We start from the raw sequence: 25,946 nt of genomic DNA on the forward strand, positions 1-25,946 counted from the left end.
TAGGAGATACCGAATGGAACAAACACTGTCCATCATTAAGCCGGATGCCGTAGCGAAGGGTGTCGTCGGCAAGATTCTTGATCGTTTTGAAAGCAATGGTCTGCGCGTCGCTGCAACGAAAATGCTGCAGCTTTCCCGCAAAGACGCTCAGGATTTCTATGCCGTTCACAAAGAGCGCCCTTTCTTCACTGACCTGGTCGAATTCATGGTCAGCGGCCCGGTGGTGGTCAGCGTTCTTGAAGGTGAAAACGCCGTAGCCAAAAATCGTGACCTGATGGGCGCGACAAACCCGCAGGAAGCGGCGGCGGGCACGATCCGCGCCGATTTCGCGGAAAACATCGATGCCAACGCGGTTCACGGCAGCGACTCTCTTGAGAACGCTGAGATCGAAATTCGCTTCTTCTTCGCACAGAGAGAGATCTCCTAACGCAGATGAACATCCCGTTTCGTCGCGTCACAGCCGACCCCCAGCCCTTCGTTCTCGAGAAGAACGGTGCACGGTTAGAGGGGACGCTACGCAAGTACCGCAGCGGTCTGGTACTGCTCGAAGCGACGATGCAGGGGAGTCTTGGCGTAGATTGCTATCTCTGCGGCGATTCCTTTGCTATAATGCCGGATGAAAAAGTCGAATTTCTGATTTCTGACGGTGTTTTTCATGGTCAGGATGAAACCTATGATGTGGTCGAGATGCATGATGGCACCATCGACCTCGACGAAGTGTTCGATTCGGAAATCGCTTTGATCGAAAGCGATTATCACGCCTGTCCCAAGTGCAGGTAATCTACAAAGAAAGGAAATAACATGGCAGTACCTAAGAGACGCGTATCCCACACGCGTGCAGCAAAACGCCGCACCCACTACAAAATCAAACTGGCACGTCCGGTCAAAGACAGTGACGGCACTTACAAAATGCCGCACCATGTCAATCCGACAACCGGCGAGTATAAATAATTGAAGGTCAAAATCGCGATTGACGCGATGGGTGGGGACTTCGGTCCCGAGCCTATTGTCAAAGGAACGATTGCGGCACTGAAGCATTACCGTTTTGAGCCGATCCTTGTTGGAAAGAAAGAGGAGATTTTGCCTTTGATTCCGGGCGGGTTCAAAGACAAGATTTCGATTGTCGAAGCGGAGGATGTCATTGCGATGTCCGATGCAGCGACCGATGCGCTCAAGCGCAAAGAGAGCTCCATCTACAAAGCGGTTGATCTGGTCCGTAACGGTGAAGCCGACGGCGTCGTCTCCGCAGGGCACAGCGGCGCGACCATGTCGGTAGCGACCCTGCGCCTTGGACGTCTCAAGCACGTCCTGCGTCCGGCGCTGGTGACGCTGATGCCGAACAAGAACAAGAAGCGTACCGTGCTGCTTGACGTCGGCGCCAACGTCGACTGCAAACCGGAGCATTTGGCTCAATTTGCTGTGATGGGGAGCTGTTACGCGCATGACATGTGGGCGATTACCCTCCCGACCGTCGGCCTCCTGGCCAACGGCGAAGAGGAGACCAAGGGCAACGACGTGACGAAGGGGGCCTTCCAGAAGCTTCGCGGCATGGAGGGGTTCGTCGGCAATGTCGAAGGACGGGATATCTTCAATGGTTCCGTCGACGTCGTTGTCTGCGACGGTTTCATCGGGAACCTTGTCCTCAAGTCTTCCGAAGGGGTTGCGAGTACGATCACACACCTGATCAAGGACTATATCCGCAAATCGCCTATCGCGATCACGGGCGCGCTCCTGATGCGGAAGGTCTTTAAGCTTCTGAAAAAAGAGCTTGATTATGCCGAAGTCGGCGGGGCTCCGCTGATCGGGGTCAAGGGGTGCACCATCGTCAGCCACGGCAAAAGCAACTCCAAAGCGATTAAAAACGCGATCAAACAGGCGATCGACTTTGTCGATACCGGGGTCAACGTTCACATTGAACGCGCCCTGGATGCCACTGCCAAGTAAAAGGACAAGCCATGTATGCAGCTTTTCGTTCCATCGGGGCATACGTCCCCGAGCGTATTCTGACCAACGCCGACCTGGAGAAGATGGTCGATACCTCTGACGAGTGGATCACGAAACGCACCGGTATCAAAGAGCGCCATATTGCCGCCGACGACGAGTTTACCAGCGACATGGGGGCCAAGGCGGCTGCACTGGCGATCGAGCGTGCCGGCATCGCCAAAGAGGAGATCGATCTCGTGATCTGTGCGACGATCTCTCCGGACTACTTCAATATGCCCTCAACCGCGACTATCATCTCTTCCAAACTGGGCCTGCCCCAGGTGATGGCCTTCGATATCTCCGCTGCATGTACGGGATTTGTTTACGTCGTCAGCATGGCGAAGGCCTTTATCGAGTCGGGGATGAAAAAGAACGTCCTCGTCATCGGGGCGGAGAAACTCAGCGCCATTACCGATTACACGGACCGTACGACTTGCATCCTCTTCGGTGACGGCGCCGGGGCGGCGGTGATCAGTGCGACGGAGAACAAGGACGAAGCGATCCTCGACGTGCATACGGGTGCCGACGGCACCTACGCCGATCTGCTGATGACGCCGAACGGCGGCACGGGTTCGGCCCATGACGCACTGGACGCGGAAGCGAAGACCGGCTGTTTTATGCAGATGAAGGGGAACGAAACCTTCAAGGTCGCCGTGCGAACCCTGACCAGCGACGTCAAGGAGATCCTTGCCGAAAACGGCATGAGCGCCGATGACATCAAGCATTTCGTGCCGCACCAGGCGAACTACCGTATCATCAAAGCGGTCGGTGACGCCCTGAACCTGCGCGAAGAGCAGGTGGTGCTGACCGTGCACAAGTACGGGAACACCTCCGGGTCATCTATCCCCATCGCGATCAACGACCTTTATGAAAGCGGCAAGCTGCAAAAGGGCGATATGATGCTGCTCGATGCCTTCGGCGGCGGTCTGACCTGGGGAAGCGCGCTGGTGCCGTTTGCAGGACCGGCTTCGGTATGATATAATCCCCGGGACATCGGGTAGGAAAGAGGCACATGGTTTACGCGGCAATCGGGATTTCACTGTTATTCGTCATACTGCTGATTGCTTTTAACGTTCGTTCGAACCACTGGCGCAACCGTCGCGAGAAAAAGCGCCGTGAAGTCGCCGACCGCCGTGTGAACAAAGGGCGCCGCAAGCGTAACAACCTTGACCATGAAAGCAGTCTCCCCGACCGCCGTTACGGCGGTGACCGCCGCGTCGGTCCGGAGACGCGCCGCCACAAAAAGCGCCGGGCGGAAGACCGCTTTGGCCACAATTGACCTCCCCCTTCTTTTTATAGAAGTCCACGACAGCGAAGTGCCGTGGCTGAAAATTTTTGTCCGCCGCACCGTACGTGAATTCAGCGAGTGCAACGCCGAAGAGAAAGCGGCGGTCTGGGACGCCCTTGACGTGATCGAGCGGGAGATGCTCGAGTACTACCGTCCCGAAAAGATCAACATCGCCTCTTTTGGCAATATGCTGCCGCAGGTCCACTGGCACATCATGGCCCGTTTCAAAGAGGACAGCTACTTTCCCGAACCCATGTGGGGCCCGAAACAGCGCGAAGGTGCACTTGAGCTGCCGCCGCTAGGAACGTTTCTTGAACGTCTGGCGAAAAAGTTTTCCGCCGAATCCTGACTTCATCTCTTTTTGGTTAGAATTGGTCGAAAACGAAGAAAGGGAAAACCTTGCAACGTTTTCACTCCTATCCGGTCAGACTTGACGGAACGGATCCGCAGGCGACACGCGACGCGATCCGAAACGATTTCCTCAGTGCTTATTCGCTTTTTGAAGCCCTCTTCGGGCTGTTGAAGGACGATAACGTTTTCTATCGCCGTTCGGAACGGACCCGCCATCCGATGATCTTCTATTTCGGCCATACGGCAACGTTCTTTATCAATAAACTTGTACTTGCGAAGGTGATCGACAAGCGGATCAATCCGGATTTCGAATCCCTCTTCGCGATCGGTGTCGACGAGATGGCCTGGGATGACATGGACAGTTCACGCTATGAGTGGCCCGGAGTCGATGCCGTACGGGAGTACCGTACCCTGGTAAAGACACAGGTCCTGGAGCTGATCGATACCCTTCCGCTGCAGCTGCCGATCACCCAGGAGAGCCCCTGGTGGGTCATCCTGATGGGGATCGAACATGAACGGATTCACATCGAGACGTCGAGCGTGCTGCACCGCCAGATGCCCCTGGAGGAGATCCGCCCCTCTGAAGCGTTCCAATACTGCAACGACGCCGGCTTGCCGCCGGAGAATAGCTTGACAGTGATCAGCGGCGCGGCCGTCCAGCTAGGAAAAGAAAGAGGGGATCCCTATTACGGCTGGGATAATGAATACGGCAGCGCGCGCATGGAGGTTCCGGAGTTCCGGACGGCGACGATGCTGGTCAGCCATGGGGAGTTCCTCCCCTTCGTCGAAGCGGGCGGCTATGAAGATCCCGTTTACTGGGACGAGGAGGGGATGCGTTTCCTGGAGCGGAGCGGCGCGAAACATCCGCCCTTCTGGGTAGCGAAAGCAGCGGGGGGCTACCGGCTGCGCCTGCTGGACCGGGAGATCGACCTGCCGATGGACTGGCCGGTGGAGGTCAACTGCCTCGAGGCACAGGCGTTCTGCCGCTTTAAAAGCGTGCAGGAGGGGCGTGCGTACCGCCTGCCGACGGAAGCGGAGTGGGTAAGGATGCTCGAGAGCTCCACGGCGCTTGCGGGCGAACGGTTCGACGATACCAACGCAAATATCAATTGGAACCACTTTGCCTCCTCCGTCCCCGTCAACACCTTCTTGCAGGGCGGGCTGTACGATGTCGTCGGAAACGTCTGGCAGTGGACGTCATCGACGATTGACGGCTATACGGGGTTCGAACCGCATCCGGTCTATGACGACTTTTCCCTGCCCACCTTCGACGGCAAACATAATCTGATTAAAGGCGGCTCGTGGGCCTCGACGGGGAACGAGACCCTGCGCCATTCGCGCTACGCTTTCCGCCGCCACTTCTATCAGCATGCGGGGTTCCGTTACGTGGAAGCCGATGCCCCCGCTGAGAGCATGCCGGAGAATATTTACGAAACGGACAGCCTGGTGGCGCAGTACTGTGAATTCCAGTACGGGCCGGACTGTTTCGGCGTGAAAAACTTTGCGCGCAACTGCGCGGAGCATGCCGTCGCTTTCACGGCTTCCACGCCTCAGAAGCGGGCGCTGGATCTCGGCTGCGCGACGGGACGAGCCTCCTTCGAATTGGCCAGGGTGTTCGACGACGTCACCGGGATCGACTTCTCCGCCCGTTTCATCCAGGTCGGTACAGCCCTGAAAGCGCAGGGACAGATTGCCTATGAACGGGTAGAGGAGGGGGACGTCACGACCCGCCAGATCCACTCGCTCGAGGAGTTCGGATTGAAAGAGACGGCCGGGAATGTACAGTTCTGGCAGGGGGACGCCTGCAACCTCAAGGCGCATTTCAGTGGGTATGACCTGATCATGGCCACCAACCTGATCGACCGCCTCTACGAACCGGAGCGCTTTTTGGCGCAGGTGCATGAACGGTTGAACGACGGTGGGATACTGCTGCTGACATCGCCCTATACCTGGCTGGAGGAGTACACGCAAAAAGCACACTGGCTCGGCGGCTATTATGACGAAAACGGGGAAGCTGTCGAGAGTTTGAGCGGGCTCAAGGCAATCCTCTCGCCGCATTTCGAGCTGCTCGAGACCTTCGACGTGCCTTTCGTGATCCGCGAAACGGCACGAAAATATCAGCATACGCTCTCACAGATGAGCGTCTGGAAAAAACGATAAAAGAATCACTGAAGCACAGTTTTACTGTGCGCGCACCGGAGGAAGTGCTCTTGGAGTGTGGGCACTCCGCTGAGGATGAAGCTTGCGGAATTCCACAACGCAGTGAGGAGAAAGCACAGCGCTAGCGTAGGAATCCGGGCTTTCAGGAAACATCGCTTCGCGAGCAGTCCCCTTGTTTTGCTCGGATTCCGTTTAAGCCAGTAGTTCCGCCGCGACGCTGAACTGGTTGGCCATCATCAGGTGCACTTTCGGGTGCAGGGCCATGATGTCGTCGAAGAGCTTTTTGCTCAGATCGAAGCCGATCTTGTAGGCATCGTCCGTCTCTTTGGCGCTGCCGAGGGCTTCGAGCCAGGAGGGCGGAACGTGAATGCCCGGAACGTGGGCATCGAGGAACTGGGCCGTGCGCAGTTTCGTAATGGGGAAGAGGCCGAGGATAAGCTGGGCGCTTGTGCCGTGCTTTGCATTGGCTTCGTCCATCAGCTCCAGCAGTACCTTGGCGTTGTCGAGGTCGAAGACCGGCTGGGTGATGATCCCCTGCGCGCCATGTTCGACTTTTTTGGCCATCTTCTTGTAGAGGCTTTTTGGATTGCGGGCAAAGGAGTTGACGACGGCAAAGGGGAGAATCGGCTGCGGTGCGACGGAGAAGGCTTTGCCCTCCAGGTCGGTGCCGGCGTTAAAGGCGGCGATGATGTCCAGCAGCAGGGTACTGTCGCTTTCAAAGACCCCCTTGGCGTCTTTCTGGTCGGAGTTTTTGGCCGGGTCGCCGGTCAGGGCCAGGATGGCACGGACGCCGGCTTCATTGGCCCCGAGCAAGTCGCTTTGCAGGGCGATGCGATTGCGGTCGCGCATGCTCATGGTCGCCAGGACCGGTTTGCCGAAACGCTGTTGCATCGCCACGGCGGCGAAAAGGGCGTTGTATTTCAGCTTGGCAAGGGGGTTGTCGGTGGTACTGAACGCGTCGACGCGCTCATGCAGGCCGAGGGATTCGATCGTGTCGATGACGGGGGCGAAGGAGGCGGAGTGTGACGGTGTTGTCTCGAGACTGACATAACGTCCGTTTTTTAGCTTTGCTTCCAGTGCGTCAAACACGATTTACCCCTGCGGTGCGATATAATGGCGCCATTATAACCTAGGGCCCCGCCAAAAAACCTGTACCGGTCGGGGGATGCCCTTAGGGAGCGTAAAGGATAGCGATGCGGTTGTGCGTGTTTGATTTCGATTCGACGTTGATGGACGGAGAGACCATCGACTTTTTTGCCGAGGCGCTGGGCATAGGTGAAAAGGTCGCCGTGATTACGGAGCGGGCCATGAACGGGGAGCTTGACTTTTTCGAGAGCCTTCAGCAGCGGGTCAAACTGCTCGAAGGGCTTGACGTCGAGACGGTGGAGCGCATCAGCCGATCCCTTCCCTACATGCCGGGAGCGAAGGAGACGATCGCGGCACTGAAAGCGCAGGGGATTACCGTCGTCTGTTTCAGCGGCGGTTTCCGAACGGCGACCTCCTACGCCAAAGACGTGCTCGGTTTCGACGCGGACTTCTCCAACGCGCTGCATGCCAAAGAGGGTAAGCTGACCGGCGAAGTCGGCGGGGACATGATGTTCAACTGGTCGAAGGGGGACATGCTTGTAAGGCTGCAGGGGCTGCTCAAGGTGACGCCGGAGGAGACGATGGTTGTCGGGGACGGGGCCAATGACCTCAGCATGTTCGCCCATGCCGGGACACGCGTCGCCTTCTGCGCAAAACCGGTCCTGAAAGAGGCGGCGAATATCATCATCGACACCAAAGATCTCCGCGAAATCCTGGGGCGTCTCGTATGAACCTGTGGGAACGCTATAACCCTGAAACAGTGCTCGGCAGTGTCCTGGGGGAGATGACGGGGCTGCCGATGATGCTGTGCCCGGAAAAAACGCTTTTCGAAGCGCTCAAGCGCCACCTGACGCGCAAAGAGCTGCGCTGCTGGGTGATGGCCCGGGGCGGGGTTGACCCGGAGACGATCGGCACGGAGACAGGTCTTGGCGCGGAGGAGATCGACAATGCGCTCCGCAAAGCCTCCAAAAAGATTCGCCAGCCCAAGCTCCGGAGTGAATTCCAACAGCTTCTCGGCGCCCTGGAAGCGGAGGATGAGTAACGGACAATGTTAAGTTTTCTTTATCTTTCGTTCAGCCTTTCGTGATAGAATTGTGTTACTTTAACGGTTTAGGAGGGATGGAAAGAATGCAAAAATCACTATCAGCCCTGTTGGGCGCGGCACTGCTGCTCGGGAGCTTTTCAACGGCGGCGAACGCCGATGTCAAACGGGGGCAGAAAGCCTATCTGAAAAAGTGTAAACGCTGTCACGGCAACGGTACGAAGGGGGCCGCGATGAAGACCCAGAAAGAGTGGGCGGACGCTTTCGCGGATGATGCCGCGCTGTTCAGATCGTGGCACAAAGATGACAAGAAGGCGATGAAATATATCGACAGCAGCCGCTTCAAGAAAGATGCACCGAACCTGAAAGATTTCCTCTACGAATACGGTTCGGATTCCGGTAACGTCCCCTCCTGCGGGTAAGCCCGCCACCGTCCCTCCGGGACACCCTTCCTCTCTACTCCGGCTCATCACTGTTGATTTCGATGGCGCCGTACTCCTGTAAAAGTTCTATGATCTGCTTGCGCTGATGTTTCTGCGCGATCCGCATGGCGCTCATCCCCTGCGGCGAGATGCGGTTGACGTCACAGCCGCATTCGCACAGAAAACGGCAGACATCAATGTGGTTGTAGTAGACCGCCAGCATCAGCGCGCTCCAGCCGTAGTGGTCGATGCGGTCGATATCCGCGTAGTTGTTAATAAGCACTTCGACCGCCGACTGTCGCCCCATGGAGGCGGCGACCATCAGCGCCGTCCGACCGTTCTTGTCGGTATAGTTGACGTCGCTGCCCAGCTGCATCAGCAGGCGGAGGTGTTTTTTGATCCCGTCGTCCTGGCGACGGGCGACGGTGTGAAAGAGCGGCGTCCAGCCCGCCCGGTTCGTCGGAATGTCCGTATGGGCCCCGTGGTCGAGCATAATACGCAGCAGGTTGCGGTAACTGTCGGCGATCTCCGGGTAGGTCTCGATGCCGCGATGCACCAGGGAGAGCGGCGTATGCAGGCCGTCGTAGGTGAGAATGTTCGCGCCGTGACGGATCAGCGCGGCGGCCCCGTCGGGGTTGCCGTTGCGCAGGGCGATGGTCAGGGCCGTCGCATGGTTGTCCGTACGGTGCTCCAGGGTAGGGTAGCGCTGCAGCAGTTTTTCCAGGAGGCGCACGAACTTGGGGTGGGAAGAGGCAATGATGACCGGCGTGATCCCGTGCAGGTCGCCGGCGTCAATCGCGAGGCCCTTGTTGAGCAGGTAGGTGACGAGTTTCGGGTTGTTCCCGAACACGGCGTGGTGCAGCAGTGTCCGGTTCTGGACATCGCGTTTGGAGAGCTCCATCGGCGTCGCCTCGGCATTGACGATGGCGTAGAGGTTCCCCTTGGATGCCAGCTCGAAAAGATCCGGCTCGGCCGGGAGGTCGAAAACAGGCTGGACCTCTTCGAGCAGGGAGAGGAGGGTTTTGCTTTTTTGGGCTTTGGCAATGGCGGTGGGGGTCAGCCCTTCGCTGTTCTTTGCAAGGGGGCGGGCGCCGTACTGCAGCAGCTGCAGGACGATCTCTGGGTCGCCGAGTTTGACGGCGAAGTGCAGGGGCGTTTCCTGCTCCCGGTCCGCGAGGTTGGGGTTGGCGCCGTGCATGAGGAGGTGCTCGACGATCCGCGTACGCTGCTGCATCACGGCGACGATCAGCGGGGGACGGTGGCCGAAGGCGTGGTAGTCGACGTCGAACCCCTCCTCGATCATCGACAACAGTGTCGCCTTGTCGTCGCTGCGGATGGCGTTGAAAAAGGTCTCGCTTTTGTGTTCGATGATCTCTCCGGCACTGGGGTCGTAGAGATGCGTTCCCAAAAGCATGGCGCTGTGCAGACGCTCCATAAAGGGCATAACGGCTCCTGCAATCGAATGGATTTTGTTCTATCCTAGCATAAAAGTGTAAAAGGGGATTGAAAAAATGGGTGAAAAAATAGACTCAAAGCTCCGATGCGGGCGCTTCAAAGATCGAAACTGCCGGGGCGGACAGTTGTGAACACTATCCGCGGGAGCCGGCTGTTATGCAATGTCTAGATCCCTTTAAACTCGAAGGGTTCGCTTGTCTTGAAGAATTTGTTGGCTTCCCCGGCGTACACCTCACCGTGATCCAAGGTGAGTTTCTTGACCGGCGCGCCGGGACTGAGGTCCGCTTTTTTGAGGTCTACCCAGACAACATTCGGTGTCAGGACGTTTTCAAAGTAGTAGACAAGACGCTTTTGATCCGCCACTGCTCTCCAGCGCGTATTTGAGATATGGGGTTGGTTCGGTGTTGATATGCCGTAGGGGACGGACACATTCCTGATCACACTGAAAACACTTGCCACTGCAATACGGGTATTGCTTGTCTGCGGAATGGCATTGATATAGTATGAAGCACGTACAAACCGATCCGGCGCCCTGTTCGATCCCGGCAGGAACGTGGTTCCCGGGATCTGTTCCCAATAGCCTTTAACGGCAAGCTGTTCCTCGAACACGGGATCGTTTGTCATCACCTGGTACGCCGGGTTGTGATGGATGATCAATCTACCGTTGATATATTCCAGGATTGCGCTGTCTCCTGTCGCATCGGATAGAGAGAGGTGCACCGTCGTGAATTTATCCGTTCCGGGAATGAAGTCCGTAACGATGGTGAACTTCTCTTTTCCAAACGCCTCCACCGCCTCCGCAACCGTCGCGAAATTGTCGAGTGCGTACTGGGCCCAGGCCGCGATCGTCAACCCTTTCTTCTTCCCCTTTTTGTCAAACGCGGGATATTGCGATTTGACGAGCCAAAGCATATTGGCGACCAGCCCCTTCTCGTTCATCCCGTCCGGTGCGGCGATATCCCAGGAACTGGCGACAACGCTCCCGTAGCGCGAGGTCCAGGTGATTGAATTGGGTCCGACCTCCCCGCTGCGTTTCATGCCGCGGGGAAAAAGCCAAAGGTTGGCGGGAATATCGATGGAAAAATCCATCGTACGGCCGGTGATCACCGTTTGGTCAGGGCCTTTATACACCACCCTTGTGCATGCCATGGCATCGACGGCAACGAAAATACCCAGTGTAAGCATTCCAAAAGCCAGCAGAGGTTTCATGAACTTCATTGTGTACGTTCCTTGATAGCGATGGGGTGTTTTTATGAACGGCATTGTTGGATTTCCCTTTTCGGTGATATCTGGAATGTTCGGCTATCTACGATAGTGAAATCACAAAATAGTATACGAAAATATTTTTGGACTTACTGAATTTTGGTACAGTTTAGAAGATTGATGAGGTGGTATGTAATTGGGGGAAGGAGTGGCGAAGGCGGCCTGCCTCCGCCGGTCGAGCGAAATTACTTGATAATTTCGAACGGGTTGACGACAACTTCCTTGCGGGAAATTGTGTACGGGATGATCGCAGCGGAACGTGCACGCTTGATCGCGATCGTAACCATGTCCTGGTGGCGCTTGCAGTTACCTGTCAGGCGGCGCGGCATGATTTTGTAGCGCTCAGAGAGTGAGTGCTTGAGGCTAGAAGCGTCTTTGTAGTCGATGAAGTCGACTTTCGCTTCACAGTATTTGCAATAACGTTTTTTATATTTGCGTTTTTCTGCCATGGTTTTTTTCCTTGCTGTCTATTATTCTAGAATGGGATCTCGTCTTCGTCGATGTCGATCTCGGGAATCGTATTCTCCGGCATCTGCTGTTTCGGCGGCTGGTAGGCATTCTGCGGTTGCGGCTGCTGCGGCGGCGGGTTGTAGCCCTGCTGCGGCGCGTTGTATCCCTGGGAGCTCGGGGCGTTGTAGCCGCCGTTGCCCTGGGGCGCGTCGTATCCGCCCTGATCGCCGCGGGAATCCAGCATCTTCATCTCTTCGACGTTGATCGAGTGTTTCGAGCGTTTCTGCCCGTTCTGGTCCGTCCACTGCTCAAGCATCAGTCGCCCTTCGACGAGGACTTTACTCCCCTTGCGAAGGTACTGGTTTGCAATCTCGCCGCTGCGGCCGAAGAAGGTGATGTCGATGAACATCGTTTCATCCACCATCTCGCCGTTTTGTTTCTTGAACTTGCGGTTGGTCGCAATGCCGGTTTTGGCGATGGCCATACCGCCTTGCGTGTAACGAAGCTCAATGTCGCGTGTAAGATTACCTACCAGAATGACTTTGTTGAACATATGGAAACTCTCCTAACTGCTTAAGAAGCGGCGCTTTCGCTGCTCTCTTCGGTTTTCGCCGGCTGTTGCTTTGTCTTCTCGACCAAATCGTTCCATGCTTTGACTTCGCGCTTGGAATCGTATTTGATCGTGACGTAACGGAGGAGTTCCTCGTTGATGCGGAAGCGGCGTTCGATCTCCGCGATCGCAGACGGCTCGATCATGTAATAGACAACGTGGAAGTAACCACGCGGGCTTTTTTCAATCGGGTAGGCCAGTTTGCGCATACCCATCTCGTCGCGTGCAACGATTTCGCCACCGTTTTCAGTGATGACGGCTTCGATCGCAGCGATGCTGTTTTTGATCTCTTCTTCTGTCAGGGTCGGTTTGACGATGACAAGGTTTTCGTAATGTCTCATGTAGAGTATTTCTCCTTATGGTTTCATCCCTCATGGCTCTCGGTCACGGGTCATCCCGCGCGATAATATGCATTGCGTCGCAAAGCACAAAGAGTAAGGAACGCGCAATAATACATAATTACGGCTTAATTTAAGGTGAAATTCAGACGTTGCATATCGAGTGGAACGGCGGCGGCACACTGCAGGGGGTTCAGCCGCTCTTGGCCGGCCTACAGGAGGGACTGGACTTTCAGGAAGGTCGCGGCGAGGAGGGCGCTTTTGCTCCCGCCGCCCGCCGATTTCATTTGCAGCTCCGTCTCGCCGAGCAGGCTCATCATCCGGGTGTACTGCGGCTGTTTGAAGCGTACGCTCTGCTGCTGCCTCGCCTGCTCGATGCGCGGGGGGAGTTTGTAGCCGAGGATCTTGGCCGAATCCGCCGCGCCGTTCAGGCGGATGGAGGCGTAAAAGAGATAGAGCTGGGCGATATGGTTCGAGAGCGCCGTCAGCAGCCTGATTTCATCTTCGCCGTGTTCGAGCAGGCGGCGCATCAGGGGAACGAAATCCTGTTTCTGGAGCAGGGCGTCGATGAGCTGGTCGACCTTGACCTCCGCGACGCCGTAGACGAGCTCGTCGATCTCCTTGATGCCGATACGCCCCTGCAGAAGTGAGAACTTGTCCAGTTCGTTGATGGTGAGGGCGAGGTCGCCGTTTTGCGATTCGAGCAAATGGGTCGCGGCGTAGGGGTCGAGATTGATGCCGCGCGCAGCCGCCTCGTTCAGCACGATCTGGCGCGCCTCGTTGGGAAAGGGGCGGAAGAGCCTGACGTCCGCACCACCCGATTTCGGGCCGAATGCGCTGGTGGCGCTTTTTTTGAAGTCGGTGCCGAAATAGGCGTAGATGAAGAGGTTGCCGGGATTCTTCTGTACCAGGTCGATCAGGGCAGTGAGGTCGTTTTTCGGCAGTTTCTTCTCACTCTTGACGATAAGGACGTTGCGGCCGCCGAAGAGTGACCCCTGCGAGAGATGCGCCTTGGCGCTCGAGAACTGGTACTCATCAAAGTAGACGCTGAGCATGTTGGGGTCCTCGACGGCGGCGAGCTGTTTGGTGTAGTGCTCGATCAGGAAGTGGCTCTCGCCGTAGAGCATGACGGCCCCGGGGGCCTTGTCCTGTCGGATCAGGTTGTCAAGATCCTGCCGCTTCATTCGCGCTCCTTGGAGAGGGTCGCATGGGACTCCACGGTGCGGACGAAAGTCGTATGGATCCGCGCGGTGGCCAGGCTGACGTTCTCGATACGCAGTTCGATGTCGTCAAAGAGCATGACCGGCTCGTTCGTAACGACTTTGACTTTGGCGCCGCGCAGCGGTCCGGTGATCTCGGCGCGCAGTTCCGGGTCGGTGGCGTAGACCCGCGCCGGGAAGACCTCGCCGATATGTTCATTGGCCCAGCGGGCGAACTTGCGGTCCATGAAACGCACTTCAATGTCGCTCGCCTCGCGCTCCTTATCGCTGATGGCGAAACAGAGCGCGTCGATGTTGCGAAGGACGTAGGAACCCTCCTCCTTGTCGCCGCGCTGGATCGCCTTGAGCAGCCGGTGGACGATGAGGTCCGAGTAGCGGCGGATGGGGGAGGTGAAGTGGGTATAGCGCTCGAACCCCAGCCCGAAGTGCCCGACGTTGTCCGGGGCGTAGCGCGCCTGCATCTGGGAACGGATAATGAGGGTATCGACTTCGTGGGCGATCCCGCGCTTCTGCGCTTCGTGCTGGATGCCCGTAATGGTCTCTTTGAGGCTCTCTTTCTGTTCCGCGATGATCCCGATGCCGGCCAGTTCGGTATAGAGGCTCTGCAGTTTCGCCGGGCTCGGGGGTTCGTGGATACGGAAAACACCGCGCTCGTACATCGCCGCCGCGGCCTTGTTCGCCAGCAGCATACAGTCTTCGATGAGGGCATGCGAGGGGGTCTCCTCCGCGACGGTCGTCCCCAAGATGTTCTGCGCGTCATCCAGGGCCATCTCCAGCTCCTCGGAACGGAAGTCGAAGCCGATTTTGAGGCGTTTTGCGCGCAGGGCGTCGGTCAGTTTGCGCAGTTCGAAAAGGTTGGCGATGACGGTGCGTTCGTCGTCGTTTGCCGGCGCGGCCTTGTCCGGAGCGTCAAAGAGCGCGTCGACCTCTTCGTAGTTGAAGCGCCGTTTGGAGTGGATGATGGACTCGAAGAGTTCCGTCTCAACGACCTCGTGGCTCTCCGGGTCAAGGACCATCTTGAAGGTGTAGGCGAGGCGGTCGACGTGGGGCTGCAGGGAGCAAAGCGTCTCCGAGAGCTCGCGCGGCAGCATCGGGATGGAGCGGTGGGGCAGGTAGATGGAGAAGCTGCGGTAGATCGCCTCGGCATCGATGGGGCCGAAGGGGGTGACATAGGCGCTGACGTCCGCAATGGCGACATAGAGGGTGTGCGCGTCGGGCAGGTAGCAGACGGCGTCGTCGAAGTCCTTGGCCGTGACGGGGTCGATGGTGCAGAAGGGGAGACCGCGCAGGTCCTTGCGTCCCGGAAATTTCGAGGCATCGACTGTTTTGTCGAAACTTGCGGCGAGTTTTTGCACCTCTTCGTCGAACGCGTCGTGTTTGTTGTACATGGCCAGGACGATCTTTTCGTCCACCAGCGGGTCGGCCAGGTTGCCGAGGACCTCCATGATCTCGCCGTTTTGGTTGTTGACCTTGAAAAGCGTCCCCTCATCATACCCGGCGAGGGCCTCGGCGCTGAGCGGCACCCCGGCGGGGTAGTCGTTGCGGATGTCGAGCACCGATTTGACGCCGTTTTGGATCTTGACGTAGGCGACGCTGAAGGTCTCCGCCCGTCCGACGACGGCGACGAGCTTCGCCGAGGGGCGTCCCCGGCGCCCAAGCAGCCGTTTGACGATGACGAGGTCCCCCTCCTTGGCGTCGCCCAGGTCGTGTTCGTCGATGAAAAGGTCGCGCACGTTGGCGCCGAGGACCTGCAGGTAGGCGCCGCTGCCCGACTGGTTCATGGCGATGGCGCCGGCACGGTACTGGGAAGGGAGGCGGTAGACGCCCTCTTCGAGGACGACGAGGCCTTCTTGGAGCCACTGCGCAACGAGGGGCTTTTCGTCTTCGGTAACGTCCTGGGCATAGAGTCCGACGGTCAATCTGACTAAAAGTGATTTCATGGAGGCTTTCGATTTTTTACCAGATTATAGCGTATGGGATAACTTATGCTAAAATTTTCGACTACCAATATTGAACACATTAGGAGAAAAAGCATTGCAGTTTATTGATAGTGAAGCGGTATTGAAACAGCTCGGTTATTCACCGAACGAGGCACTCATGGAGCAGGTCGGACGCATCGAGGCGAATACGGCCGGATATGACAAGATCCAGAAGCACATCCTCGAGCTGCACGAGCAGCTGAAAGTCGATGACAGTTTCGTGGCCCTTTCGAATACACGCGACTGTTTCAAGATCAAGATCGAGGCGCCGAGCGACGAACGCAAAGCCGAAGCGCTGGAACGCCTGAACCATTTCACCGAAAAATACAAGATCGACCTCGAACAGGTCCCGGGAAAAGAGACCTACTACATCCTGGGGTACAGCAAGTAAATCATGCGCGTTGAGCCGATGACCCCCGAGGGGTACGATCTGCTGACGAGGGAGTTCAAATTCCTCAAAGAGGTCGAAAAACCCCGTGTCAACCACGAAAAGCAGGTGGCGGCGGAGCTCGGCGACCGCAGCGAAAACGCGGAGTACCACGCCGCCAAGGAGAAGCTCCGCCACATCGACAAGCGTCTTTTCTATCTCAACGGCATGATCGAAAAGGCCCGGGTGATCGACCCCGAAGGCCTCGACCACAGCCGGGTGCATTTCGGCGCGACCGTCACCCTGGAGCGCATCGAAGACGGGGAGGAGGAGCGCTATACGATCTGCGGGGTGCTTGAGAGTGAACCGGAGATCGGACTCATCTCCGTCCATGCGCCCCTTGCCCGGGCGGTCATGGGCAAAGCGGAGGGGGACGAACTGACGGTAAAGCTGCCCGCCGGTCTGCGCGCATACGAGGTGCTCGGCATCGAGTATATTCCGCTTTTTTCGCTGAAAAAACAGATCCGGGGCGAGGCGGATTTCAGTTTCGCCTGAAAAGCGCTTCCTCTGCGTTTCCCCCTCTGCCGGCACCACCGGAAATTCAACTCCCCTTTGCTATAATCCTTCCCACTATTTATGCGTAAGGAAATGCAGTGAATCAGCCACTAGAAAACATAGACGAGCTTCTGGCCCAGCACAAACTGTCCAAGCTTGATTATGCCCACATCAAAGAGATCCTCGGGCGCGAACCGAACCTGGTAGAACTCGGAATCTTCTCAGCGATGTGGTCGGAGCACTGCAGTTACAAATCCTCGAAAAAGCACCTCAGCGGCTTCCCGACGAAGGCGCCGTGGGTCATCCAGGGGCCGGGTGAGAACGCAGGCGTCATCGACATCGGTGACGGGTATGCGGCGGTCTTCAAGATGGAGAGCCACAACCACCCCTCTTTCATCGAACCGTACCAGGGCGCGGCAACAGGTGTCGGCGGGATCATGCGCGACGTCTTTACGATGGGGGCGCGCCCGGTTGCGAGTCTCAATGCCCTACGTTTCGGCAGTGTGCACGGCGACGATGCGTCGGCACACCACCAGCGCTTCCTGGTGCGCGGCGTCGTCGAAGGGATCGGCGGCTACGGCAACTGTATGGGTGTTCCGACGATCGGCGGCGAGATCAGCTTTGATGAGTGCTACAACGGCAATATCCTCGTCAATGCCTTCAACCTCGGCGTCGCCAAGGCTGACGAGATCTTCTACGGCCGTGCGGAGGGGATCGGCAACCCGGTCATCTACGTCGGCTCCAAAACGGGCCGTGACGGTCTCGGCGGGGCGGTCATGAGTTCCGACTCCTTCACCGAGGAGTCCAAATCCCTGCGCCCGACAGTCCAAGTCGGCGACCCCTTCACGGAGAAGCTGCTGCTCGAAGCGTGCCTCGAACTCTTCAAGACGGACTACGTCATCGGTATCCAGGATATGGGTGCAGCGGGACTGACATCGAGCTCCTTCGAAATGGCGGGCCGCTCCGGTTCGGGGATGATCATGCACCTCGACCGTGTTCCGGCGCGCGAGGAGGGGATGATGCCGTACGAATTCATGCTTTCCGAATCCCAGGAGCGGATGCTCCTCTGTGCGAAGAAGGGAAGTGAACAGGCGATCATCGATATCTTCGAGAAGTGGGACCTCGACGCGGCCGTCGTCGGCGAAGTGACCGGTACGGGGCGCATGGAGCTCTTCTGGCACGGCGAGAAGTGCGCCGACGTGCCGGTCGACCCGGTCTCCGAAGAGGCGCCTATTCTCGACCGCCCGACAGCGCGCCCGGCCTACCTCGACACGATCAAGGGGGTCTCCATTGACGATTTCGAGACGCCGTCCAACCAGGAAGCCTTCGAGACATTGATGGCTTCCATGGAGGTCGTCGACAAGGCGTGGGTCTACGAACAGTACGACTCCATGGTCCAGACGAACACCGTCAAAAAAGGCGGGATGCTCGACGCTTCCGTCGTCCGCGTCAAGGAGAACGGCCGGGCCCTCTCTATGAGTTCGGACTGTAACGTCCGCTACTGCTACGTCGATCCGAAAAACGGCGCCGCCGCCGCCGTCGTCGAAGCGGGCCGTAACGTCGCAATGAGCGGTGCGCGTCCGCTGGCCATTACCGACTGTCTCAATTACGGCAACCCGGAGAACCCGGAAGTGATGTGGCAGTTCGCCGAAGGGTGCCTGGGGATCAAAGAGGCGTGCGCCGAACTCAACACCCCGGTCATCGGCGGGAACGTCTCGCTCTATAACGAAACGAACGGGGTCTCCGTCTTCCCGACTCCGGCGATCGCGACCGTCGGCGTCAACGACGACGAGAACAAGGTCCTGATGTCCTCTTTCCAGAATGCCGGCAACCTGCTTTACCTCGTCGGCGAGACGAAGAGCGAGTTCGGCGGCTCCCTCTATATGAAAGAGATCTGCCACACCGTCGCCGGCGAGATGCCCGCGATCGACTACAAGAACGAACTGGCCCTCTGGGACCTCGTTATCGAAGCGAACAAGCAGGGGCTGCTCTCCTGTGCCAAAGACCTCAGCTCCGGCGGGGCGGCGGTCGCACTCGGCAAAATGGCGGCAACGAGCGGCCTGGGCTGCGACGTTACCATGAGCGTCGCAGACGCCCGCGATATCTTTGCGGAATCCATGGGACGTGCCATTATCGAGGTTGCACCGGAAAACGCGGCGGCCTTTGAAGCGATGGCCGGTGGCCTTGCCTGTGAAAAAGTCGGTACGGTCGGCGGCGACAGCATCAAAGTCAACGACGTCACGCTTCCGCTTGCTACTCTGGATGACCTCTACTTCAACACCTTTAAAAAAGTCGTCGAGCAGGACATCTAACCCCACCCGCACGACACTGCAACCGCTTCTGATACTTCATGTCGGCGTTAGCCGGCATGATAGAAAAAGCCCCCGATTCCCAGCGTAAAGACAAGATTGCCGTACAGCGAGTGCTCAAAAGCGCTCATGGCGACGGAACGGGTACGCAGATAAGTACGCATAAAGAGCAGACCTCCCAGAAAACTGAGGATCATGGCGACGGGATTGCCGAACACACCGTGTACCAGGGAAAAGAGCAGGGCGTTAAGCAGAATGAGAAGCCGCCGGTCGGTGATGAGGCGTTCAAACCGGTAGGTGAAAAAGGCCCGGAAGACGATCTCCTGCGCCAGGGCGGAGAGCAGCGGGTAAAGGAGCATCACCAGTAGCCACAGTCCCGGACGCTCGCGGGGAAACACAAAAAGCAGTTCGGGGAAAATGATCCATACCGCGACACCCAATAACGTTCCCAGAAGGGTGAACCGGACAAGCACCCTCCGAAGTTTGTTGCCGTCGATATGCCACTGCAGCTTCGTATCACCGTTTTTTCGCAGTACAAACAGGGCATAGAGCATCCCTAGCCACAGCAGCGGCATAATGGCAAACCTCGGCAGCAAACCCGTGATGATCAGCAGCGGAAGCGCAAAGTAAAGCAGCACTGTTTCGAACAGAAGACGGAGGCGGGAGAAGATAATGATGTCGGTCAAGGGGGGCACGTCTGTTCCATTTTTCATCGAAAGTTCTTTGGTGTTTCAGGGTGCCCTTTTCAGGGCACGTTGCATGCTCAAAGGAGCAGTGTGGCCGTCACGAAGCCGCTCTGCCCTCCGCCGTCGTTGACCTGCTGCACGCCGATGGTGACGGTGCGGCCGGCACTCTGGGGGAGCGGAAGTGAAAGCGAATCGAACAGATGGTAGTTCTGGTAAGGGGATTGCGCCCGCTGCTCTCCGGGAACGGCCTCTGCGGCGAAATCGCCGGGAGTGCCGTTAGCCCACCAGACGGTGTAAAGACCGGCAGAGAGAGGGTTGGTGAAGGTCAACTTGATCATCGTACGGTTATAGAAATCGACGCCGAGGGGTTCGGCAATGAATGGCGGCGGAACCGTCGGCGTCACCGGGATGCGGACCGCCCGGACGGTATTACCGGCAGGGCCCACTTTGCCAAGGGCCTTGAGGCGCAGATGGTACGCCACGGTGTCCGATACCCCGTCGGGGCCGGGGAGAGGGTCGGGCACGTTAAGCTCGGTCGGAAGCGTCGCGGGGTCGAACTCTGCGACTTTTGTCCAGAGGGCAAGATGTGTTGGCATCTGATGGAGTTCGGCCGTGCCGGCAGGGAAAAGGGTCGTGCCGCCGTCCCCCGGTTCAAAGTAGACGTCACTGCCCGAGACGCCGGTAACTTCCGCCTTAAACGGCGGGGCGACGAGGAATCCCCCCAGGAAATCGCTCAGCGTACCTGCCCCGGCGATGGTTGTGCGGTAGCGTCTGGCGCCGACGTAGACCGGTGCGGATACCGTGACCGTTTCCAGACGGGGCTGACCCGACGCGCCGCTTTTTTGCCGGTAGACATGCACTCTGGCACCGGCATCCTCTTTGATGACTTTGTCGGGCAACCAGCCGGGGAGCGCCGGCGTCTCCGTTTGGCGTGTCAGGGTGGCGGCGCCGCTTTGATAGCGGGCCTCTATCAACGGCGGGGCCGGCGGTTCATACCCAAAGGAGAGGCCGGTCCACGGCGACCATGCACTGAAGGTGCTTTCGCGATCCCAGGCATCGGTAGCGCAGGCCCGGCAGCGGACCCGGACATCGTGGAATGGGACTTCCCGGCGCCGGGTCAGATTGCCTTCGCCCGGCATCTCATCGGGGAAGCGGGTACGGTTCTCTATACTCTCCTTCAGTAGGTCGCCCCCGATGGAAGGGCTCTTTGAAGTCTCCTCTTCGAGACGTACACCCAGGGCATCTGCAGCCGTCTGCTGCCAGTGCAGGTTGTAGCTGGCTTCGAAGACGGGTTTATCCGTTTTGGCATCGATGCCGAAGTGCACTTTGGGATCGCCGTAGAGGGGCACACCGGGCGCAGTCAGATCGGCAACGGGACGGGAGAGGCAGATGACGAGATTGCTGGGCCCGACCCGTTTGTCTTTTTCTCTGACACGGTAGACGGCGGTCTTGCCCGAAGGTATTTTTTCGAGCAGCAGGTCACGTTTGAGCTCGTCTATCTTCGGCCATTTGGTTCGGGGGCCGTCAAAAAAGCCGTGTCCGAACAGAAGGGCATGTTCCCATCGAAGGGCGGCCATCATCCCGAAGATCTCCCAGGGGGAGGCTTCCCCCTCTTCGAGATCGGCCGGGCCCGACGCCTGACCCTCCTGTGCCGCCGTGACAAACTCCTGCCACTCCGCCGCATCGAGGGTCGTCGGTATCGAGCTGCGCGGCGTCACAGCTGCCAGGTCGGCATCGAGGGTCTTTTTGACACGGATACGGGCAATCTCCTCAAAGGAGAGCCCCCGGTCATCGAAGAGGTCGAGGCTGCGGAAGTTTTCGAAACGGCTTCCCATGCCGAGCAGTTCAAACCGGTCCATGTCTGCTGCTTCGACCAGGACGACCTCCCCGTCGGAAACGCTGCGTTCGGCCACCAGGGTGTCCGTCGCGCTATCAAATACCCGAAGCCGGGTCGTCATGCCGCGATAGGTAAAGCGGACAGCCTGGACGGGGGCCGGCAGCTCAAATCGGCAGACGATCCATCCGTCGGGAATGATGTCGCCGTGTACTTTCCACCAGCTGGCGGGCACGCTGAGCAGCGCCGTTGATTCACCGGGGGTTTCCGGTTTGCGGGGGGAGAGTTCGTCCATCCATGCCCGTTCCACAATAATGGTATCGGGCAGTCCGAGAAAACCGCCTGAACCGTCCGGCGCTTGCAGAGGATAGGACCAGCGTAACCGGTGGCCTGTGGGTGCATCGTCGACCCAACCAAGTCCTGTAAGATAGAGTTTCATTCCATGCCTCCTTTATCTGACACGTCGCTGTCGAGCCCAACGTCGGGAGCGGACGTTTTCGGCACACTTTTGGTTTCGGCTGCGGAGAGGGTGCGAATGGCACTCCCAAGGTTCTCCGGCAGGTCAGCAAGGCGTTTTGAGACGCTTTCAAGCTGCTTCACGGCGGAAGAGAACGCATCCATTGTGGGCTGATCCGGCGTTTGAAGCGGCGGTGTCGCGCCGCCTTTGAGGCGCTCTTTGATCCAGTCGGGGTCGACCCGGGGGTCGATCAGGACATCAATGATGTCCCATGGGATATCGTAAATGACGGCAAGCCGTTCCAGCAGACCGGCAGGAATTTCGATGGGCGAGGCCGGCAGCGGCCACCGCTCCCCGAACGGCTGTATGAACGTGAGGGCAATCTGTTCAGTCGTGCCGCCGACGGCCGGTGAGGGGCGCAGGCGCGGCAGCCCCGGCAGCGCCGTGTCAAACCGGAGTGTCAAGGTGTATTCGCCGCGGGGCAGCCGGGTGCGATGCCCGGCCAGCCCCCCGACCAAGAATGCGGATGTGGCATCCGGACTCGGCAGGATTTCGACGGTCAGCTCAAGAGGATGGCGTACTTCGTATCCGGTAGGGCAGTCGCCGCTTTGTTCGACATGTCTGATCTGCAGCGACGCTTCGACACGGCGCCAATCCACCGGTTCGGGTGTTCGGACCCACAGCGCCAAAGGACGGCCGCTGCCGTCGGTGACAGCTTCGATCGTCGTGCTCTCGACGGTGTCATTGATTCCGTCGAGCATATCGCCGCTCCCGTCGTTGAAGCGGGCGCCGGATGCCGCTGCGAAACGCGCGAAGCGCTCGGCGCTAAGAGCGTCAAGGGGGTTGATCCACTGTGTCATCGCGCTCGGGAGGCGCCAGTTGACGGGCGGAACACTCAGCTCTTCGGGGTAGAGAGGTTGGATCAGATCGCCGTTACCGATCAGTCGCTCGTTCTCGAAAACAGGGCGGAATGATTCGGCGACAGAGAGCGTTTTCCGTGCGAAAATCGGATCGACACGGTTTCCTTTTCGTACCGGACGGTGGGGCTTCTGATACGAGACGGGGATGATGGAAGGGCAGCAGGCGCTGTCGGTGCGCCCGCTGGGGCTGTAACGCACGGTGAGACACCGGCTGTTCCAGTCGAGATGCTCTGTGAAGGAGGCGAACATGGAGACATAGCAGTTCCAGCCGTCAAGCTTCACCTCGCCGCGTTCGGGGTGATCGAACGCAAGGGTCACCGCGGCCGGTCCGCTTTGAGTCAGAAGGTCGGGAAGGACGATCTCCTGATCCGGCGAGACCGTGCCGCAGTGCTCCTGTATCCATTGCCGCGACGCTCCCGGGAGGTAGGAATCGCCGTCGCCGTTCGGACCCGGAATGAGCTCCTGGACGACGGTTTCCCCGCTTTCCCAGACGATACGCATCCGCAGCGGATTAAAGATCGCGTCCATATAGGGTACGAGAAAGCGCACAGCCGGCCGGTACTCCTGGTAAATCGGGAAACCGAAGCCGTACATCGTGGGGTTCCAGGGCAGTGATTCGTCAAAAAAGATCCGGTTGTCACCGATGGTGGTGGAGCGGATATAGGGACGAAGTGTTTCGGGGAAATCGATGTTGAAGGTATCACGGAGTTCCCATTCGGTCGTTTTACTGCTGGGGAGTCCCCCGCCGGGATACTCGGCAACAGAGGTGCCGGAGAGCGCCACTTCGTACCGGCCCGGTGTCAGGACGACCTTCTCCTGCCAGTTACAGCTGCGTTGGCGTGCTTCGGTGTAGCGTACGGCATAGAGCAGCAGGTCGCGATCCTTGCTGCCGGACGAGATGACGATGCTCTCTTCGGGTTGCGGCAGCTCAATGGTCAGGGCCATCAGCTGCAGACTGTCATAGAGGCTCCAGACGACATCCGATACCGTAAAGACGCCGTACTTGGTCTCGATCCGCATTTTCCGATCGTATTCGATATTGCCCACCAGATACAGCGTGATCTGCTCTACTTCGACGGGGAGGTCGGTCGCCGTGCGGAAAGCGAGTTCAAACCGTTCGCTTTTAAACACCCGGGTCGGCAGCGCCGGCTGGAACACCGTTTCAAGCGAACCCATGTTCTGGATGGGGTCGACGAGCATCTCATTGAAACGCCGGGGATTGATGAAGTGCTCTTCGGTGCCGTATCCGAAGTTCACTTCGCAGGTGTGCCCGGGGGTTTCATAGGTGCTCTCGATCGTATCCACGTGGGGGACGACCCAGGCAAAGGGGTCCTGGCCGTTGATGTGCAGCCGTGCGGTATCGCCGCCCGGTCCTGCCGCCCAAACCGCCTGGATACCGGCGACGGCCGTACCCTGGGCGATGTCGGTCACTGTGAGGGCGTCCAGCCGGTGGGTGACGGTATAGCCTCCCTCCGTGGCGGCGCTGATGACGGAACCGACAACCTTGCCGGTCTGGTCGATGACGCGTGTGCTGAACGGAATGACGATCTCGGCGTCAGGCCAGCCTCCGCGCGCTTCGGCATTAAACTCCCACTGCCGTCCGGTCAGCGAATGCAGCAGCGCTGGTTGCATCGCGCCGCTGTCCGATTCTGCCCCCCGTTTCCAACTGCCGGCCAGCAGCGGCGAGGCGACGGCTGGCGCTTCGGGGTCTTCATCCCCGAGGGTCAACGTTTTTTCGCCTTTGATATCGGGAATAGGCCAGGGAAGGTTCAGTTTGTATTTGAACGTGACATCCAGTTCCGTCGGATCGGGCGTGTGTCCCAGGACCTCCGCCGCGCCGCTCAGGGCAAACTTGAACTTCCACACTTTGAGCCCCAGCTCGCCCCAGATCTTGAACAGCCCCTCGAGCAGGACCGGGTTCCATCCAATAGTAGCGGCGACGGCGGCGCCGATCCGGGCGAAGAGGGTGATGATGCTCCATTTCCACTCGCCCCCGATCGAGATACCGGCGCCGAAGGCCATGCGGTAATTGTTGATCATAAAGAAGAGTTCGGCGCGGAGCAGGTCGGAGAGGATCTTGCCGCTGATCTGCTTCTGCTGGGTGCCAAGGTTGATATACCATGTGGTCGGGTTTTCGAAGGAGAAGAAGGCGTCGAGTACCCCGTTGGCACGGAGAAGATAGGTCTTGCCCTCTTTGGGGATGTTGACCTTGACACCCATGCCGAGCGCCATGGAGCCTGAGGCAATGTCGACGACGATGTACCCTTCGACCTGCGCCGAGTCGCTGGAGATCAGTTTGCCCGTACCGCCCAGGATAAAGACCGGTCCCGGGGTCAGCACCGCCAGACCGATCGGCTCGAGTTTGAGCACGTAGCCGTTGTCCGCCAGTGTGACAAGGTCCGTTCGGATGCCGACGCCTACGGCTGTCTGGTCGATGGGGCCGGCCTGCCAGCGGTCGAGTTCCTTGTTCTTTGCCCAGCGGACATAATCATTGGCGGCCGGGTCGGTGACAGGCAAGCCGTTTTTTTCAAGACGGGCAATGAAATTGTAGGCGAAGTCGCCTCCCATCCCGGCGAGTCCCAGGCCCGTACTGCCCAACGGGACAGGTGCCGGAAGGTCGACATCCAGCCCGATCATGACGCCGCGGTCGCTCAGGCCGCCCAGGAAGAGGTCCAGGCCGAAACCGGCGGGCTCTATTTTCAGCGCGCCGCGCCCCATCCAGACCCCGTCGTCGTATCCCAATCCAAGCTGGGCATTGAAGACGTTCTTTTTCCGGATCTTGAGGTCGCCCATGACGGTAATCCATTCGATGATGGTGATGGGAGATCCCCCGCTCATCAAATCGACATCCGTGGAGATGGTGATCTCCACACGCATAAAGACCGACTCCATCCCTTTGAACAGAGGAATACGCCCCCGGATTAGAAAGGTGATATGGTCTACTTCCGGATCGGACGTGGCGGTATAATCCGTCACCCGTATCAGCGGTGAGGATGCCAGCGGCTTTTCACTGCCGACTTCACTTGCAAGCTCTTTGAGCTTGGTCTCTATTTGCGTCTCTCCCCATGTGGCGATGTCTTCCCACATGTCCCGGAGAGCCTGCCAGATGATTTCCCTAAAAAGATTGTCAAGCCATTGATCCATCGTTCCCGCCCCTTTGCGTTTGTCATG

At 58.4% G+C, this 25,946-nt stretch carries 25 protein-coding genes; 14 read left to right on the plus strand and 11 right to left on the minus strand.

The annotated features are described in order from the left end of the window. The first annotated feature begins 13 nt into the window (after positions 1–13). From ndk to ovoA, 8 genes are read left to right on the plus strand one after another with little or no spacing between them, the layout of a single operon-like run. Positions 14–427, plus strand: a complete 414-nt coding sequence (gene ndk / locus WCY31_RS03150) for a nucleoside-diphosphate kinase (protein ID WP_231020373.1) — start codon at positions 14–16, stop codon at positions 425–427. Positions 428–432: 5 nt separating this feature from the next. After that, a complete protein-coding gene (locus WCY31_RS03155) occupies positions 433–780 on the plus strand; it encodes a hypothetical protein (protein ID WP_345970801.1) in 348 nt (115 codons plus the stop codon). Between the two features lie 21 nt (positions 781–801). Continuing rightward, the gene (rpmF, locus tag WCY31_RS03160; protein ID WP_231020375.1) at positions 802–951 is read left to right on the plus strand and encodes a 50S ribosomal protein L32; all 150 of its coding nucleotides are present in this window, start codon (positions 802–804) and stop codon (positions 949–951) included. Continuing rightward, positions 952–1,944 (plus strand): phosphate acyltransferase PlsX, encoded by a 993-nt coding sequence (plsX, locus tag WCY31_RS03165; RefSeq protein ID WP_345970803.1) that lies wholly within the window; start codon positions 952–954, stop codon positions 1,942–1,944. It abuts the gene before it with no gap. Positions 1,945–1,955: 11 nt separating this feature from the next. Beyond that, a complete protein-coding gene (locus WCY31_RS03170; RefSeq protein ID WP_345970804.1) occupies positions 1,956–2,960 on the plus strand; it encodes a beta-ketoacyl-ACP synthase III in 1,005 nt (334 codons plus the stop codon). 35 nt (positions 2,961–2,995) lie between these two features. After that, positions 2,996–3,262, plus strand: a complete 267-nt coding sequence (locus WCY31_RS03175; protein WP_345970805.1) for a hypothetical protein — start codon at positions 2,996–2,998, stop codon at positions 3,260–3,262. Then, entirely contained in the window at positions 3,249–3,620 is a 372-nt protein-coding gene (locus tag WCY31_RS03180) for an HIT family protein (protein WP_345973084.1), read from the plus strand. Before WCY31_RS03175 ends, WCY31_RS03180 begins: the two co-directional genes overlap by 14 nt. Positions 3,621–3,670: 50 nt before the next feature. Next, entirely contained in the window at positions 3,671–5,782 is a 2,112-nt protein-coding gene (gene ovoA, locus WCY31_RS03185) for a 5-histidylcysteine sulfoxide synthase (RefSeq protein WP_345973085.1), read from the plus strand. A 192-nt stretch (positions 5,783–5,974) separates the two neighbouring features. Here ovoA and WCY31_RS03190 read toward each other — a convergent pair whose 3' ends face one another. Beyond that, positions 5,975–6,871, minus strand: coding sequence for a methylenetetrahydrofolate reductase (locus tag WCY31_RS03190; RefSeq protein ID WP_345970809.1), 897 nt, complete (start codon positions 6,869–6,871; stop codon positions 5,975–5,977). 104 nt (positions 6,872–6,975) lie between these two features. Here WCY31_RS03190 and serB point away from each other — a divergent pair, with 104 nt between their 5' ends. From serB to WCY31_RS03205, 3 genes are all read left to right on the plus strand, one after another. After that, a complete protein-coding gene (serB, locus tag WCY31_RS03195; protein WP_345973086.1) occupies positions 6,976–7,599 on the plus strand; it encodes a phosphoserine phosphatase SerB in 624 nt (207 codons plus the stop codon). Then, on the plus strand, positions 7,596–7,910 hold the full coding sequence (locus tag WCY31_RS03200; protein WP_345973087.1) for a hypothetical protein: 315 nt from the start codon (positions 7,596–7,598) through the stop codon (positions 7,908–7,910). Before serB ends, WCY31_RS03200 begins: the two co-directional genes overlap by 4 nt. An 86-nt stretch (positions 7,911–7,996) precedes the next feature. Beyond that, the gene (locus tag WCY31_RS03205; protein ID WP_345970816.1) at positions 7,997–8,332 is read left to right on the plus strand and encodes a c-type cytochrome; all 336 of its coding nucleotides are present in this window, start codon (positions 7,997–7,999) and stop codon (positions 8,330–8,332) included. 34 nt (positions 8,333–8,366) lie between these two features. On the opposite strand, the gene WCY31_RS03210 is transcribed toward WCY31_RS03205, so the two are convergent. The 7 genes from WCY31_RS03210 to WCY31_RS03240 all read right to left on the minus strand — a co-directional run bounded on the left by WCY31_RS03210 (position 8,367) and on the right by WCY31_RS03240 (position 15,608). Continuing rightward, entirely contained in the window at positions 8,367–9,776 is a 1,410-nt protein-coding gene (locus WCY31_RS03210) for an ankyrin repeat domain-containing protein (RefSeq protein ID WP_345973088.1), read from the minus strand. 176 nt (positions 9,777–9,952) lie between these two features. Further along, positions 9,953–10,996 (minus strand): linear amide C-N hydrolase, encoded by a 1,044-nt coding sequence (locus WCY31_RS03215; protein ID WP_345973089.1) that lies wholly within the window; start codon positions 10,994–10,996, stop codon positions 9,953–9,955. Positions 10,997–11,235: 239 nt separating this feature from the next. After that, on the minus strand, positions 11,236–11,499 hold the full coding sequence (gene rpsR / locus WCY31_RS03220) for a 30S ribosomal protein S18 (RefSeq protein WP_231020385.1): 264 nt from the start codon (positions 11,497–11,499) through the stop codon (positions 11,236–11,238). A gap of 26 nt (positions 11,500–11,525) precedes the next feature. After that, positions 11,526–12,053 carry a single-stranded DNA-binding protein gene (locus tag WCY31_RS03225; protein WP_345973090.1) on the minus strand — a complete coding sequence of 176 codons (528 nt, stop codon included), beginning with the start codon at positions 12,051–12,053 and terminating at the stop codon, positions 11,526–11,528. 20 nt (positions 12,054–12,073) lie between these two features. Continuing rightward, positions 12,074–12,451 carry a 30S ribosomal protein S6 gene (gene rpsF, locus WCY31_RS03230; RefSeq protein ID WP_231020387.1) on the minus strand — a complete coding sequence of 126 codons (378 nt, stop codon included), beginning with the start codon at positions 12,449–12,451 and terminating at the stop codon, positions 12,074–12,076. 209 nt (positions 12,452–12,660) lie between these two features. After that, positions 12,661–13,632 carry a DNA polymerase III subunit delta gene (gene holA / locus WCY31_RS03235; RefSeq protein ID WP_345973091.1) on the minus strand — a complete coding sequence of 324 codons (972 nt, stop codon included), beginning with the start codon at positions 13,630–13,632 and terminating at the stop codon, positions 12,661–12,663. Next, positions 13,629–15,608 carry a ribonuclease R family protein gene (locus WCY31_RS03240; RefSeq protein WP_345973092.1) on the minus strand — a complete coding sequence of 660 codons (1,980 nt, stop codon included), beginning with the start codon at positions 15,606–15,608 and terminating at the stop codon, positions 13,629–13,631. The genes holA and WCY31_RS03240 overlap by 4 nt, the downstream gene beginning before the upstream one ends. Positions 15,609–15,702: 94 nt before the next feature. Between WCY31_RS03240 and WCY31_RS03245 the strand changes: the two genes are divergently transcribed. The 3 genes from WCY31_RS03245 to purL all read left to right on the plus strand — a co-directional run bounded on the left by WCY31_RS03245 (position 15,703) and on the right by purL (position 18,881). After that, complete coding sequence (locus WCY31_RS03245) at positions 15,703–16,038, plus strand: hypothetical protein (RefSeq protein WP_345970829.1); 336 nt, start codon at positions 15,703–15,705, stop codon at positions 16,036–16,038. A gap of 3 nt (positions 16,039–16,041) precedes the next feature. Beyond that, complete coding sequence (greA, locus tag WCY31_RS03250) at positions 16,042–16,569, plus strand: transcription elongation factor GreA (protein ID WP_345970831.1); 528 nt, start codon at positions 16,042–16,044, stop codon at positions 16,567–16,569. A 98-nt stretch (positions 16,570–16,667) separates the two neighbouring features. Next, a complete protein-coding gene (gene purL, locus WCY31_RS03255) occupies positions 16,668–18,881 on the plus strand; it encodes a phosphoribosylformylglycinamidine synthase subunit PurL (protein ID WP_345973093.1) in 2,214 nt (737 codons plus the stop codon). Between the two features lie 47 nt (positions 18,882–18,928). Here the strand turns inward: purL and WCY31_RS03260 are convergent, their stop codons facing one another. From WCY31_RS03260 to WCY31_RS03270, 3 genes are read right to left on the minus strand one after another with little or no spacing between them, the layout of a single operon-like run. After that, positions 18,929–19,591: a CPBP family glutamic-type intramembrane protease gene (locus WCY31_RS03260; protein ID WP_345973094.1), complete on the minus strand. Its 663-nt coding sequence runs from the start codon at positions 19,589–19,591 to the stop codon at positions 18,929–18,931. A 50-nt stretch (positions 19,592–19,641) separates the two neighbouring features. Then, complete coding sequence (locus tag WCY31_RS03265; RefSeq protein WP_345973095.1) at positions 19,642–21,837, minus strand: hypothetical protein; 2,196 nt, start codon at positions 21,835–21,837, stop codon at positions 19,642–19,644. Then, positions 21,834–25,919 (minus strand): hypothetical protein, encoded by a 4,086-nt coding sequence (locus WCY31_RS03270; RefSeq protein ID WP_345973096.1) that lies wholly within the window; start codon positions 25,917–25,919, stop codon positions 21,834–21,836. The genes WCY31_RS03265 and WCY31_RS03270 overlap by 4 nt, the downstream gene beginning before the upstream one ends. Positions 25,920–25,946: the final 27 nt, after the last annotated feature.

Source organism: Sulfurimonas sp. HSL3-1 (assembly GCF_039645995.1).
Classification (GTDB): Bacteria; Campylobacterota; Campylobacteria; order Campylobacterales; family Sulfurimonadaceae; genus Thiomicrolovo; species Thiomicrolovo diazotrophicus.